The sequence below is a fragment of the Bibersteinia trehalosi USDA-ARS-USMARC-188 genome (assembly GCF_000521725.1).
In the GTDB taxonomy this organism is placed as follows: Bacteria; Pseudomonadota; Gammaproteobacteria; order Enterobacterales; family Pasteurellaceae; genus Bibersteinia; species Bibersteinia trehalosi.
This window is the reverse complement of record NZ_CP006954.1, coordinates 985,450-998,069: the sequence shown is the minus strand read 5'-3', so window position 1 is coordinate 998,069 and position 12,620 is coordinate 985,450. Positions and strand designations below refer to the sequence as shown.

The following is a 12,620-nucleotide window of genomic DNA, read 5'->3' as shown; positions in this document are numbered from 1 at the left end:
AATCCGATTTTTATTTGACAAATGTCAAAAAAATTAAGATTTGTCAGAAACTTTTCAGCTTAAATACTTAGCCTCTTTCTATAAATATTGATCTAAAACAACCTACTGTATTTATTGACAGGTTTTATTTTTCGGTTATACTGTTTATTAATTCAGTATATAAATAACCAGAGGAATAGTATGACCGCAACTATTGATATCCGTATTGCGAATATGCAGAAGATGGAAGAAAACAAATTTGCCAGAATGATGGAAATTGTTGAACAGCGTGTGGGGGAAGAATTTCCACAAGCGATTGTCCGCGTACGGAAATCCTCCTCAATCAGCGATATTAATGTTTTTGGCTTAGGCAAAGAGGGAAAGAAAACTGTTGCCGAATTTATGGAAAGCCTATTTGAAGAAGGCTCAGCATTTGATGAATTAAATGATGAATACTATTGATCATCCCTCTTTGCAGATTTTTTGCCAAAATTGACCGCTTGCCATATCGGGCAATGTAGAAACAGTAATCTGTTCGCCTTGATATAGAAAATCTAATTGATAGGCATGCAGATAAACGCGATCCGAAACCGTTCCTGCATATAGCGTATCGCCTAGAATTGGACTACCAAGGCTTTTCATTGCTACCCGTAGCTGGTGGGTTTTGCCTGTTTTAGGTTGTAAAATAAAATGGCGAAGATTCGGCTCAAGGCTCCGTGAACAAAAGCGAGTGATCGCGGGGTTTTCTTTACTATGGCATAATTTCCAAGCCCCATTACGGCTCTTTTGCATGTCACCAATAATTGTGCCTTGTTTTTTCTTTGGCTTATCCGTTGCTAATGCCCAATAAGTCTTCTGAATCTGTTGATGTTCAAACAGCTGATAAAAATAAGCGGCAGCTTCTTTATTTAAAGCAAAAATCAACAAGCCAGAAGTAACTTTATCTAAACGATGAACAAGCCAGACTTGTGGCACATTAAGCTGCTTTGCAAGATTTTCGCATAATCCTATCGCTTGCTCATCACGATGCACACTGATACCCGCAGGTTTGTTAATTATCACAAAATCAGAATGTTGGAAAATGACAGGAAATTGAGAATTGCACATACTTTGTTATACTAATAAAGGTTGTGCTAGATATACCTAGCATGCTTGATTTTTAGCACATTTTAATAAAAATACGAAGGAAAACAAAATGTCCATTAATATTTATTTAATCCGCCACGGTAAAACCGAATGGAATTTAGAGGGCAGACTACAAGGTTCTCAAAATTCAAATTTAGTGGAGGAAGGCATTCTTGGTGCAAAAACGACAGGGCAAGCCCTTAGCCATATTCCATTTTCAGCGTGCTATTCTAGTTTGCAAAAACGCGCTCAAGATACCGCAGATTACATTATTGGCGATCGCACGATTCCACATTTTCATCATCGTGGCTTAAATGAATTCGATTTCGGCTTATGGGAAGGCAAGAAATCCGTTGATCTTGCAGAACACCCTGAATATAAACTACTGCGTACTAAACCAGCCGAATATCAAGCAATTGAAAGCCAAGGCGAAATTATTGAACAACTTTATCAGCGTGCGACCCAAGCATTTGAGCAAATTGTACAACGCCATCAAGATGGCGATAACGTTTTGATTGTTTCCCATGGAATGACATTGACCCTGCTTACCGCTGTGCTAAAAGGCTTACCTTGGCGAGAATTCCGTAATCTTGAAAAACATGAATTTGTAATGAATACTGCGATTAATGTCGTACAGGTTGAACAGGGCAAAGCCTCGTTAGTACAATTTAATGATGTATCACATCTAAACCTGTAAATAAAGATAGAATGCAGGAATCGCAAGCAGCCACAGAAAAGCCGAGAAAATTACAGCAACATGAAACTGCCAATGTTTCGTTTTATGTCGGTTATATTTCATCCCGAGGTATATACCAATAAAACCACCAACAAGGGCAAAAACCAGTAAATGACTTTCTGGAACACGCCATGCGTTTTTCATCGCTTTTCGCTTATCGGTATACATCAAATACCACGCCAAGCTATTAATCCAAATAAAATAACCAAATAAGAAATAGCCCATTATTCTCTCAAAAAGCAAGCCCCGAATCCTCGGGGCTTTTGTAAAATTTTTCGTAAAAACAGCCGCTTGCTTATGCAGGATAAACAGGTAAACGCTGACAAATTTCCAGCACTTTCGCCTTGGTTGCGTCGATCACCTGCGCTTCATTTTCTTTACCACAAGCATCTAACACATCACACATCCAGCCGGCTAATTCCGCCACTTCAGCTTCTTTAAAACCACGACGAGTCACCGCCGGAGTTCCTACACGAATACCCGAAGTCACAAATGGTTTTTGTGGATCATTTGGTACTGCATTCTTGTTTACAGTAATGTTCGCCTTACCGAGAGCCGCATCTGCAGCCTTACCGGTTAAATTATGACTGACTAAATCAACTAAGAATAGGTGGTTTTCTGTACCGTTTGAGACAACGTTATAGCCACGCTGCTTAAACACCTCCACCATTGCTTTTGCATTTTTCACTACTTGCTGTTGATACACTTTGTATTCAGGCTCTAAGGCTTCTTTGAAACAGACTGCTTTTGCTGCTATCACATGAACTAATGGCCCACCTTGATTAGCAGGAAACACGGAGCTTTGTAGCTTTTTATAAAGTTCTTCATCTTTTGCATTTGAAAGAATTAAACCACCACGCGGTCCTCCCAACGTTTTATGCGTTGTAGTCGTCACCACATGAGCATGTGGCAATGGGCTTGGGTAAACACCTGCGGCAATTAAACCTGCAACATGCGCCATATCCACAAATAAATAAGCGCCAACTTCATCCGCAATTTCACGCATTTTTGCCCAATCTACTACTTGCGAATATGCTGAAAAACCGCCTACGATCATTTTAGGCTTCACTTCTAACGCTTGTTGACGTAACGCTTCGTAATCAATCACGCCTTCATCGGTAATCCCATATTGAAACGCTTTGTAAATTTTGCCTGAGAAACTGACGCTTGCGCCGTGCGTTAAGTGTCCACCATGGGCAAGACTCATACCTAAAATAGTATCTAATGGTTGTAATAACGCGCCATAAACTGCCGCATTTGCTTGCGAACCAGAATGTGGCTGAACGTTAGCATAATCACAATCAAATAGCTCTTTTGCTCGGTCAATCGCTAATTGCTCGACAATATCAGCATACTCGCATCCACCATAATAGCGTTTACCTGGGTAGCCCTCTGCGTATTTATTCGTAAATTGTGAGCCTTGCGCTTCCATCACTCGTGGGCTGGCGTAGTTTTCAGAAGCAATCAGTTCGATATGCTCTTCTTGACGGGTATTTTCATCTTGGATTGCCTGCCATAAAACAGGGTCAAAATCTTTAATGTTCATTGAACGATTTAACATTGGGCATACTCCTGATTTGTTGATAATTTAATTAAGTAATCGTTTGCGTAAGCAAGATTCCTGCATATTTTACGCATTTTTCTATTTTTGCGGTAGTGCTTTTTATATGAAATTAACTCATCGGGTATTCAAAATTGCCTAATGTTGCCACCATAACCGCTTTAATGGTGTGCATACGGTTTTCAGCTTCATCAAACACGATTGATGCTTCACTTTCAAACACTTCATCACTCACTTCCAAGCCATTCATACCATATTTCTCGGCAATCTCTTTACCCAGCACTGTTTGATCATCATGGAATGCGGGTAAGCAATGCATAAATTTCGTATTAGGATTACCCGTTTTTGCCATTAATTCTGCATTTACTTGGTAAGGTTTCATCAATGCAATACGTTCCACCCAAGCTGATTCAGGCTCGCCCATGGAAACCCATACATCTGTATAGATAAAATCCACATCTTTAACCCCTTCAGCCACATCCTCGGTGCAAGTAATTTTTGCCCCACTTTTAACCGCTTGCTCAGCAACTTCATCTAATAATGCCTGTTCAGGAAAAAACTGTTTCGGTGCAACTAAGCGTAAATCTACCCCCATTAGTGCTGCGCCTTCCACAAAAGAGTTACCCATATTATTGCGCGCATCACCAAGATATGCCATTTTGATTTGATTTAGCGGCTTGTTGCAATGCTCCAGCATTGTTAAAAAGTCCGCCAAAATTTGCGTTGGATGAAACTCATCTGTTAAACCATTCCACACTGGTACACCCGAGAAATCTGCCAATGTTTGTACCAATGCTTGCCCATAACCACGATATTGAATGCCGTCATACATTCTACCCAACACGCGCGCGGTATCTTTCATTGACTCCTTATGCCCTATTTGCGAACCAGAAGGCCCGATATAACTGACATTTGCGCCTTGATCAAATGCGCTTACTTCAAAGGCGCAACGAGTGCGAGTAGAAGATTTTTCAAAAATCAGTGCAATATTTTTGCCTTGCAAGGTTTTTGCTTCCTTGCCCGCTTTTTTATCCGCTTTAAGTTTAGCGGAAAGCGCTAATAAGAATTGAATTTCGGCAGGAGTAAAATCCATTAAACGCAAGAAATGGCGGTTTTTAAGGGTAATTGATGTTGTCATGGCATTTTCCTATATTAAAAAGAATACTTAGCAACTGTATCTTGCCAAAAATTTTGGGGAGATACAGTTGCTAAGATTCTACTCAAAAATAAAAACAAAGAGAACTATGTTATTCAGCGCTGTTGAAATCACAAAAGCGCTAAACTGCAATATCTGCTTTATTGAGCTCTACTCAAGGTTCCCCTTTTATGCTATCTTTCCCATAATTTTCCGCCAAACAAGCGGTTAAAACTTCACAATTTTTTGCAAAAGAACAAAATTATGTCAAAACACCTTACAGAACAACGTTTTAGCGATTTTCCTATTCATGAGCGAGTGCTGGCTGCATTAGATAGCAAAGGCTTTGAATTTTGTACTCCAATTCAAGCTAAAACCTTACCTCATACCCTTGCAGGACAAGATATTGCAGGACAGGCACAAACGGGTACTGGCAAAACACTTGCTTTTTTAGTCGCAACCGTTCACCACTTACTCAATAACGATATTCAAACAGAAAAAAACCAGCCAAGAGCCTTAATTCTTGCCCCAACTCGTGAACTAGCAGTACAAATTGCCTCAGATGCATCGCTGCTCATCAAACACTCTGGCTTTAAGCTTGCGCTTGCCTATGGTGGTGATGGTTATGATAAACAGCTACAGGCAATTGAAAAAGGTGTCGATATTTTGGTTGGCACGACTGGGCGTGTAATTGATTATGTCAAACAAGGGGTAATAAATCTAAACGCAATACAAGTGATTGTATTAGATGAGGCAGATCGAATGTTTGATCTTGGTTTTATCAAAGATATTCGTTATTTAATGCGTAAATGCCCTGAACCGGCTCAACGCTTAACAATGCTGTTTTCAGCAACACTTTCTCCCCGAGTACGTGAGCTTGCCTATGAAGACATGCATAACGCTGAATATGTTGAAATTGAGCCTCAACAACGCACAGGACACCGTATTCAGGAAGAACTCTTCTATCCTTCTAACGAAGATAAAATGGCATTATTACTCACCTTAATGGAAGAAGAATGGCCTGAACGTTGCATTGTGTTCGCCAACACCAAACACAAATGTGAAGAAGTATGGCAATATTTACTCGCAGATGGGCATCGTGTTGGCATTTTAACTGGCGATATTGCACAAAAGAAACGTCTTGCTTTACTCGAAAGTTTCACCCGTGGCGAATTAGATATTCTAGTGGCAACCGACGTGGCGGCTCGTGGTCTGCATATTCCTGATGTTACTCACGTGTTCAATTACGATCTCCCAGATGATCGTGAAGATTATGTTCACCGTATTGGTCGCACAGGACGAGCTGGCGAAAGTGGCAAATCCATAAGCTTTGCTTGTGAACGCTATGCTGTTAATTTGCCTGCAATTGAAGCCTACATTGGACATGCAATTCCAGTTAGCCAGTATGATAGTGAAGCCTTATTCCCGTTACCCAAAGTGAAGGCTAAAAACAGAACACGTCGCTTACCAATCAATAACCGTAAACGCTAATAGCAATGCAATACTTGAAATTAAGCTTAATTTATTCTGCAGCCCTACTGACGGGCTGCCAATCTCTTGAAACCTTTTTAGCAGAAAATTTTAAACAACCAGAAAATAAGCCTGTGGCTGTTGTCAAAACACATAGCGCAGATTACGAACGATACCTCAGAACACAACCGCAAACAGTCGCTACTGTTCACAATAAACAAGCGGCAAAACCAACAACGAAGCGGATAAATACGACACAATGTCGTGATAGTGATGACTGGTATATTGATGGTTATCGTGTGGGAAAATCTTTTGCAAATCAACAGCAACAGATGTACCAACAACGCTTAAATTATTGTGGCTACACAGCTGCAAGCCTGCCAACACATTTCAAACAGAATTGGCAACGAGGTTTTAATCAAGGCATACGCTAATTTGCAAAATTTTGCATAAACTTAACCGCTTGTTCGGTTTAATAAGGATTAACTATGAACTACGCTATCGCCCATGGCAAAACGGGCACACCTATTTCTCTCACTGCCAAAATGGCAAACCGTCATGGCTTAATTGCCGGTGCGACCGGTACAGGAAAAACGGTTACTTTACGTAAACTTGCGGAAACCTTTAGTAATGATGGTGTTCCCGTTTTTTTAGTCGATGTAAAAGGGGATCTTTCTGGCTTAGTGCAAGCGGGCAATTTTTCCGGAAAAATTGCAGAACGTATTGAGCAATTTGATTTAGGCGGAGAAAGTTACCTCAATGGTTTCCCGGTCTCTTATTGGGACGTATTCGGTGAAACGGGTATTCCGCTGCGCACCACAATTTCTGAAATGGGCCCGATGCTGCTGGCTCGTTTACTTAATTTGAATGATACCCAAGAGGGGCTGCTCAATTTGGTCTTCCGTGTTGCTGACGATAAAGGTTTGTTATTAATTGATCTTAAAGATCTGCGAGCGATGCTGAAATTTGTCGCTGAAAATGCAAAAACCTTCCAAGTAGAATACGGCAACGTCTCAGCGGCTAGTGTTGGTGCAATTCAACGCGCCTTGCTCGCACTAGAAAATGAAGGTGCAACCAGCCTATTTGGTGAGCCAGCGCTAGATTTACAAGACTGGTTTCAAACCCGAGATGGGCGAGGCGTGATCAATGTGTTAAATTCAGAAAAACTGATCAACTCACCAAAAATGTATGGCGCATTCTTGCTCTGGTTTATGGCAAAAATGTTTGAGCAACTACCTGAAGTAGGCGACCCTGAGAAACCGAAATTTGTGCTATTTTTTGACGAAGCGCATTTACTCTTTGATGGTGCGCCCAAAGTGCTAGTCGATAAAATTGAGCAAGTCGTGCGATTAATCCGCTCTAAAGGTGTTGGGGTTTATTTTGTCACTCAAAATCCGCTCGATTTGCCCGAAAGTGTGCTTGGTCAGCTTGGTAACCGTATTCAACATGCCTTACGTGCCTTTACTCCTAAAGATCAAAAAGCAGTAAAAGCCGCAGCAGAAACCTTCCGGGCTAATCCAAATGTCAATGTGGTTGAAGCCATCACGCAATTAGGCGTAGGAGAGGCATTAATTTCGGTCTTAGATGAAAAAGGTATGCCAACGCCAGTTGAAATTGCGTATATTTATCCGCCACAAAGCCAGCTCTCGCCATTAAGCGAAAATGAGCGTTTAAGTTTAGTTAAGCAAGATGATCTCTATCTACACTATAGCCAATATGTTGATAATGAATCTGCTTATGAAGTATTAAATGCCCAAACTCAAGCAGTGCAACAGGCTACAGAAGCTGCCAAACAGGAAGAAGAAAGTATTCTTGGTGGGTTCTTAGGCGCTATTTTTGGCACGAAGAAGAAAAAAGACCAAACCGTGGCAGAACAGCTAGTGGGCAATGTCGCCAAATCTGTTGGTCGTAATTTGCGTAATCAAGTGACCAAGCAAATTATGCGGGGTATTTTAGGGGCAATAAGTAAAAAATAGCTACATAGGGGACAATTTAGCAGTGTCCCCTTAATTTTTGCATACTGCTATGCCAACGCTTAAGCAATTAATTCTGGGTGACTTCTTCGCATACGCAGCTCAATATAACTACAACTTGGTTTAATTCGCAAATTTTGCGCCAGTGCAAATGTAATCAATGCGTTATATAACTCCCCTGCTATCCCTTTCCCTTGAAATTCATCAAAAACACGAGTGTGATAAGCATCAATCGTATCATCCGATAAATAACGATAGCTAAGCTTACCCGCTGGAATATCCTCTTCAGTTATATATATAAATTGTTGCTCAGCATGATTATGTCTAATTGGCATAACTTCCTCTTTTTAAAACTCCGTTTTATGACATGGTTGTTAAACACAGGATACAATAGTCTAACCATAATTCAAATTAATTAGTAAGCACGGTAAATTTTGCAAAAAATCTGCAGAAAAACAGCGCTTGTGACTTGCAAAACCAAGCATTTAGTCGTATAAATTCTGGGTTTTTTCACTCAAAAAATTAATAAGGAAACACAATGTCAATGTTCAGTCATATCCAAGCCGCTCCTGCCGATCCTATTTTAGGTTTAGGCGAAGCCTTTAAAGCTGAAACCCGTGCCGAAAAAATCAATTTAGGTATTGGGGTCTATAAAGATGCTAATGGTCAAACCCCGATTGTAAAAGCAGTAAAAGAAGCGGAAACACGCTTACTTGCTCAAGAAAATACCAAAAATTATTTAACTATTGATGGCATCGCAGATTTTAATGCTCAAACTCAAGCACTATTATTCGGTGAAAATGCTGATGTCATTAAAGAAGGCAGAGCGAAAACAGCGCAAAGCCTTGGTGGTACAGGTGCACTACGCATTGCCGCGGAATTTATCAAACGCCAGACTTCTGCACAGAATATATGGATTTCTACGCCAACATGGCCAAATCATAATGCGATTTTCAATGCAGTAGGCATGAATATCAAAGAATACCGCTATTATAATAAAGAAACCAAGGCGCTTGACTGGGATAACTTAATTGCGGATCTTTCTCAGGCTGGACACGGTGATGTGGTGCTATTCCACGGTTGCTGCCATAACCCAACAGGTATCGACCCAACCCCAGAGCAATGGCAAACCTTAGCCGAGATGTCAGCAGAAAAAGGCTGGCTACCATTGTTTGATTTTGCTTACCAAGGCTTTGCAAATGGCTTAGAAGAAGATGCGTTTGGCTTACGCACCTTTGTGAAAAATCATCGAGAAGTGCTTATTTCAAGTTCTTACTCAAAAAACTTTGGCTTATACAATGAGCGCGTAGGTGCTTTTACTTTAGTTGCAGATAACGCAGAGATTGCCAATAATGCCTTCAGCCAAGTGAAATCAATTATCCGTGTACTCTACTCTAACCCTTCATCACATGGTGCAAGCGCGGTTGCAACCGTACTCGCTGATCCACAGTTAAAAGCAGATTGGGTTGCTGAATTAGCTGAAATGCGTAATCGCATTAAAGCAATGCGTACCAAATTTGTACAGCTATTAAAGGAAAAAGGTGCAACACAAAATTTTGATTTTATTATTGCCCAGAATGGTATGTTCTCATTTAGTGGCTTAAGCCCTGAGCAAGTTGATAGACTTCGCGAAGAGTTTGCAATTTATGCGGTTCGATCTGGCCGAATCAATGTTGCAGGCATCACAGATGAAAATATTGATGCGCTCTGTTCAGCTATTGTCAAAGTTCTGTAACCTAAAAACTTTTATAAAAATGCAAACGGCGGGGTCTCCCCGCCGTGTATCAACGCATAATTAATGAGCCTCATCCCAATTCAGCCCAATCCCTACCTCTGCAATAAGTGGCACTTTCAGCACAATCGCTTTTTCCATTTCTGCTTTAATTAAAGCCGTATAGTGCTCTACTCGATCCGCTCTGACTTCAAAAACCAATTCATCATGCACTTGCATGATCATAAAAATATCATCACAACCTTGAATTGCTTTATCAATACCAATCATTGCGACTTTAATAATATCTGCTGCCGTTCCCTGCATTGGTGCGTTAATCGCTAAACGTTCTGCCGCTTTACGGCGAATTTGATTACTGGAATTAATCTCTGGCAAATATAAACGACGCCCAAACAGTGTTTCCACATAACCTTTCTCTGCTGCTTTTTCTCGAATATCAAGCATAAATTGTTGAACTGCAGGATAACGCAGGAAATATTTGTCTATATATTCTTGAGCCTCTTTACGCCCAATGCCAAGCTGGTTAGACAAGCCAAAAGCAGACATGCCATAAATCAAGCCAAAGTTAATCGCCTTAGCACTACGGCGCTGTTCACTGCTCACTTCAGCCAAAGAGACACCAAAAATTTCAGAAGCTGTCGCTCGGTGAATATCTTGCCCTTGAGCAAAGGCTTGAATCATCATTTGGTCATTAGCAAGATGTGCCATAATCCGTAATTCAATTTGCGAATAGTCGGCCGCAAGTATGACGTAACCTTCACGAGGAATAAAAGCTTGGCGAATACGTCTGCCCTCTTCATTACGGATAGGAATATTTTGCAAGTTTGGATCACTTGAAGAAAGCCGCCCTGTTGCAGTTACCGCTTGATGATAAGAGGTATGAACTCTACCTGTTTTTTGATTAATCATCTGTGGCAATTTATCAGTATAAGTTGATTTCAACTTACTTAAACCTCGATGTTCAATAATCAATTTCGGCACAGCATGCCCCATTTGAGCAAGTTCTTCTAACACTTCCTCATTCGTTGATGGTGCTCCTTTTGGCGTTTTCTTAATCACCGGCAATCCCAGTTTATCAAATAAAACCTCTTGTAACTGCTTAGTTGAAGCGAGATTAAATACCTCATCTGCCTCACGATGCACTGCCATTTCCAGCGCCGAAAGACGCTGTTCAATTTCTCTGGATTGGGTAAGTAAACGTTGTGGATCAATTAATACGCCATTACGTTCTACTCGTGATAACACAGAAACTAGAGGCATTTCTATTTCTGAGAACAACTTTTTCAGACTTGGTTCTTTTGCCAACTCGCTTGAGAGAACTTGATGCAACTTCATCGTAATATCCGCATCTTCAGCCGCATATTCTGTTGCTTTATCCAGTTCAATTTGGTCAAATGTGAGCTGATTTTTGCCTTTACCAGCTAACTCTTCAAATGAAATCGTTTTATGCCCTAAATAACGATCAGCAAGATCATCCATATTGTGTCGCCCAGTACTATTAAGCGTATAAGATTCAAGCATAGTATCAAAAGCAACGTCTTGTAGTTCAATACCGTGCTGGGCAAAAATGGTCAAATCATATTTAATATTCTGACCAATTTTTTGGATCTGAGGGTTTTCTAGAATAGCTTTTAATTGGACGAGCGTCTCGTTTAAATCAAGCTGATTAGGTAATAGTCCTATTTGTGGCTCATCATCTGCAAATAAATCACTCTGGGTCGCTTGTATGCCCTGATGTTGCAAAGGAATATAACACGCCTCACCATTTTCAAGCGCAAAAGAAATACCCACTAAATTGGCAGATACGGCTTCTAAGCTATCGGTTTCAGTATCTACGGCAATTAATTTCGCACGCTGTAGTTTTCCTAACCATTGTTCAAATAATTCTGCATTATTAACACATTGGTAAGCGCTACGATCTAATGTTATTTTTGCAAATTTTTCTTCAGAAACCACCACTTGCGTTACGGAATACTTGTTCGCTATTTTCTCCTTGCTGCCTTGAGTAACAGGATTACTGTCTCCCATCACTTCATTGAGCCAACGTTTAAATTCGTAACGTCCGAATAGTTCCATTAGTACATCGCGATTTTGTGGTTGGGGAATGAGCTGATCATGGCTAAGTGCTAATTCAACATCGGTTTTAATGGTTGCAAGGGTATAAGAGAGATCTGCCATCGCCTTTTCTGCCGCTAATTTAGGCGCAAATGTTTTTGCCCCACGAAAGCTAAGCGTTGCCACTTTATCTAGGTTCGCATAAATTTCTTGCATTGAGCCAATACCTTGCAATAACGCAATGGCTGTTTTCTCGCCTACACCTTTTACCCCAGGGATATTATCTGAGCTATCGCCTAGCAGAGCGAGATAATCAATAATAAGCTCCGGCGGAATGCCATATTTTTCAACCACGCCATCACGATCGAGCAATGTATTATTCATGGTGTTAATCAGCATAATATGTTCATTCACCAACTGCGCCATATCTTTATCGCCGGTGCTGATTAGTACATCCTTACCATCTTTTGCCGCTTGTACCGCTAGCGTCCCAATCACATCATCTGCTTCCACGCCTTCAATAGAAATGAGAGGGATACCCAACGCTTTAATCATAGCGTGTAATGGCTGAATTTGGGCACGCAGTTCATCTGGCATAGGCGGTCGGTGCGATTTATACTGTTCGTACAGCTCATCGCGAAAGGTCTTTCCTTTAGCATCAAACACTACCGCAATATGGCTTGGCGCAACCTGTGCAATCAGACTTTTTAACATATTCAATACACCGTACATTGCACCGGTAGGTTCACCTTGTTTATTCGTTAAAGGAGGGAAAGCATGAAAAGCACGATAAAGATAAGATGAACCATCAACGAGAACGAGTGGGTTTGCTGCAATTGTTGCCATAGGGAAAT

12 protein-coding genes are annotated in these 12,620 nt (G+C 40.8%); 6 read left to right on the top strand and 6 right to left on the bottom strand.

The window, feature by feature from the left end; translation table 11 throughout:
* The first annotated feature begins 180 nt into the window (after window positions 1–180).
* Window positions 181–441: a DinI-like family protein gene (locus tag F542_RS04745; RefSeq protein WP_015432652.1), complete on the top strand. Its 261-nt coding sequence runs from the start codon at window positions 181–183 to the stop codon at window positions 439–441.
* Here F542_RS04745 and F542_RS04740 read toward each other — a convergent pair whose 3' ends face one another.
* A complete protein-coding gene (locus F542_RS04740) occupies window positions 442–1,086 on the bottom strand; it encodes a TIGR01621 family pseudouridine synthase (RefSeq protein WP_015432653.1) in 645 nt (214 codons plus the stop codon).
* Between the two features lie 88 nt (window positions 1,087–1,174).
* On the opposite strand from F542_RS04740, the gene F542_RS04735 reads away from it, so the two are divergent.
* Window positions 1,175–1,801 (top strand): histidine phosphatase family protein, encoded by a 627-nt coding sequence (locus F542_RS04735; protein ID WP_015432654.1) that lies wholly within the window; start codon window positions 1,175–1,177, stop codon window positions 1,799–1,801.
* Here the strand turns inward: F542_RS04735 and F542_RS04730 are convergent.
* The 3 genes from F542_RS04730 to argF form a co-directional block, all read right to left on the bottom strand.
* Window positions 1,790–2,065 carry a DUF1294 domain-containing protein gene (locus F542_RS04730; RefSeq protein WP_015432655.1) on the bottom strand — a complete coding sequence of 92 codons (276 nt, stop codon included), beginning with the start codon at window positions 2,063–2,065 and terminating at the stop codon, window positions 1,790–1,792. The two genes, F542_RS04735 and F542_RS04730, sit on opposite strands and share 12 nt — an antisense overlap.
* Window positions 2,066–2,135: 70 nt before the next feature.
* On the bottom strand, window positions 2,136–3,401 hold the full coding sequence (glyA, locus tag F542_RS04725) for a serine hydroxymethyltransferase (protein ID WP_015432656.1): 1,266 nt from the start codon (window positions 3,399–3,401) through the stop codon (window positions 2,136–2,138).
* A gap of 112 nt (window positions 3,402–3,513) precedes the next feature.
* A complete protein-coding gene (gene argF / locus F542_RS04720; RefSeq protein ID WP_015432657.1) occupies window positions 3,514–4,539 on the bottom strand; it encodes an ornithine carbamoyltransferase in 1,026 nt (341 codons plus the stop codon).
* 261 nt (window positions 4,540–4,800) lie between these two features.
* Between argF and rhlB the strand changes: the two genes are divergently transcribed.
* From rhlB to F542_RS04705, 3 genes are read left to right on the top strand one after another with little or no spacing between them, the layout of a single operon-like run.
* Entirely contained in the window at window positions 4,801–6,027 is a 1,227-nt protein-coding gene (rhlB, locus tag F542_RS04715) for an ATP-dependent RNA helicase RhlB (protein ID WP_015432658.1), read from the top strand.
* 5 nt (window positions 6,028–6,032) lie between these two features.
* Window positions 6,033–6,440, top strand: a complete 408-nt coding sequence (locus tag F542_RS11110; protein ID WP_015432659.1) for a hypothetical protein — start codon at window positions 6,033–6,035, stop codon at window positions 6,438–6,440.
* Window positions 6,441–6,494: 54 nt separating this feature from the next.
* Window positions 6,495–7,982 carry a helicase HerA-like C-terminal domain-containing protein gene (locus F542_RS04705; RefSeq protein ID WP_015432660.1) on the top strand — a complete coding sequence of 496 codons (1,488 nt, stop codon included), beginning with the start codon at window positions 6,495–6,497 and terminating at the stop codon, window positions 7,980–7,982.
* Window positions 7,983–8,041: 59 nt separating this feature from the next.
* Here F542_RS04705 and F542_RS04700 read toward each other — a convergent pair whose 3' ends face one another.
* Complete coding sequence (locus F542_RS04700) at window positions 8,042–8,314, bottom strand: GNAT family N-acetyltransferase (RefSeq protein WP_015432661.1); 273 nt, start codon at window positions 8,312–8,314, stop codon at window positions 8,042–8,044.
* A gap of 209 nt (window positions 8,315–8,523) precedes the next feature.
* Here F542_RS04700 and F542_RS04695 point away from each other — a divergent pair, with 209 nt between their 5' ends.
* Window positions 8,524–9,714, top strand: coding sequence for an amino acid aminotransferase (locus F542_RS04695; RefSeq protein ID WP_172635301.1), 1,191 nt, complete (start codon window positions 8,524–8,526; stop codon window positions 9,712–9,714).
* Window positions 9,715–9,774: 60 nt separating this feature from the next.
* On the opposite strand, the gene polA is transcribed toward F542_RS04695, so the two are convergent.
* Window positions 9,775–12,612 (bottom strand): DNA polymerase I, encoded by a 2,838-nt coding sequence (polA, locus tag F542_RS04690; protein WP_015432663.1) that lies wholly within the window; start codon window positions 12,610–12,612, stop codon window positions 9,775–9,777.
* Window positions 12,613–12,620 lie beyond the last annotated feature (8 nt).

What these genes read in the sequence shown, in the direction of transcription:
- F542_RS04735 (WP_015432654.1), top strand. Translation starts at nt 1,175, where the DNA reads ATGTCCATTAATATTTATTTAATCCGCCACGGTAAAACCGAATGGAAT.
- polA (WP_015432663.1), bottom strand. Translation starts at nt 12,612, where the DNA reads ATGGCAACAATTGCAGCAAACCCACTCGTTCTCGTTGATGGTTCATCT.
- argF (WP_015432657.1), bottom strand. Translation starts at nt 4,539, where the DNA reads ATGACAACATCAATTACCCTTAAAAACCGCCATTTCTTGCGTTTAATG.
- F542_RS04700 (WP_015432661.1), bottom strand. Translation starts at nt 8,314, where the DNA reads ATGCCAATTAGACATAATCATGCTGAGCAACAATTTATATATATAACT.
- F542_RS04730 (WP_015432655.1), bottom strand. Translation starts at nt 2,065, where the DNA reads ATGGGCTATTTCTTATTTGGTTATTTTATTTGGATTAATAGCTTGGCG.
- F542_RS11110 (WP_015432659.1), top strand. Translation starts at nt 6,033, where the DNA reads ATGCAATACTTGAAATTAAGCTTAATTTATTCTGCAGCCCTACTGACG.
- F542_RS04695 (WP_172635301.1), top strand. Translation starts at nt 8,524, where the DNA reads ATGTTCAGTCATATCCAAGCCGCTCCTGCCGATCCTATTTTAGGTTTA.
- F542_RS04705 (WP_015432660.1), top strand. Translation starts at nt 6,495, where the DNA reads ATGAACTACGCTATCGCCCATGGCAAAACGGGCACACCTATTTCTCTC.
- glyA (WP_015432656.1), bottom strand. Translation starts at nt 3,401, where the DNA reads ATGTTAAATCGTTCAATGAACATTAAAGATTTTGACCCTGTTTTATGG.
- F542_RS04745 (WP_015432652.1), top strand. Translation starts at nt 181, where the DNA reads ATGACCGCAACTATTGATATCCGTATTGCGAATATGCAGAAGATGGAA.
- F542_RS04740 (WP_015432653.1), bottom strand. Translation starts at nt 1,086, where the DNA reads ATGTGCAATTCTCAATTTCCTGTCATTTTCCAACATTCTGATTTTGTG.
- rhlB (WP_015432658.1), top strand. Translation starts at nt 4,801, where the DNA reads ATGTCAAAACACCTTACAGAACAACGTTTTAGCGATTTTCCTATTCAT.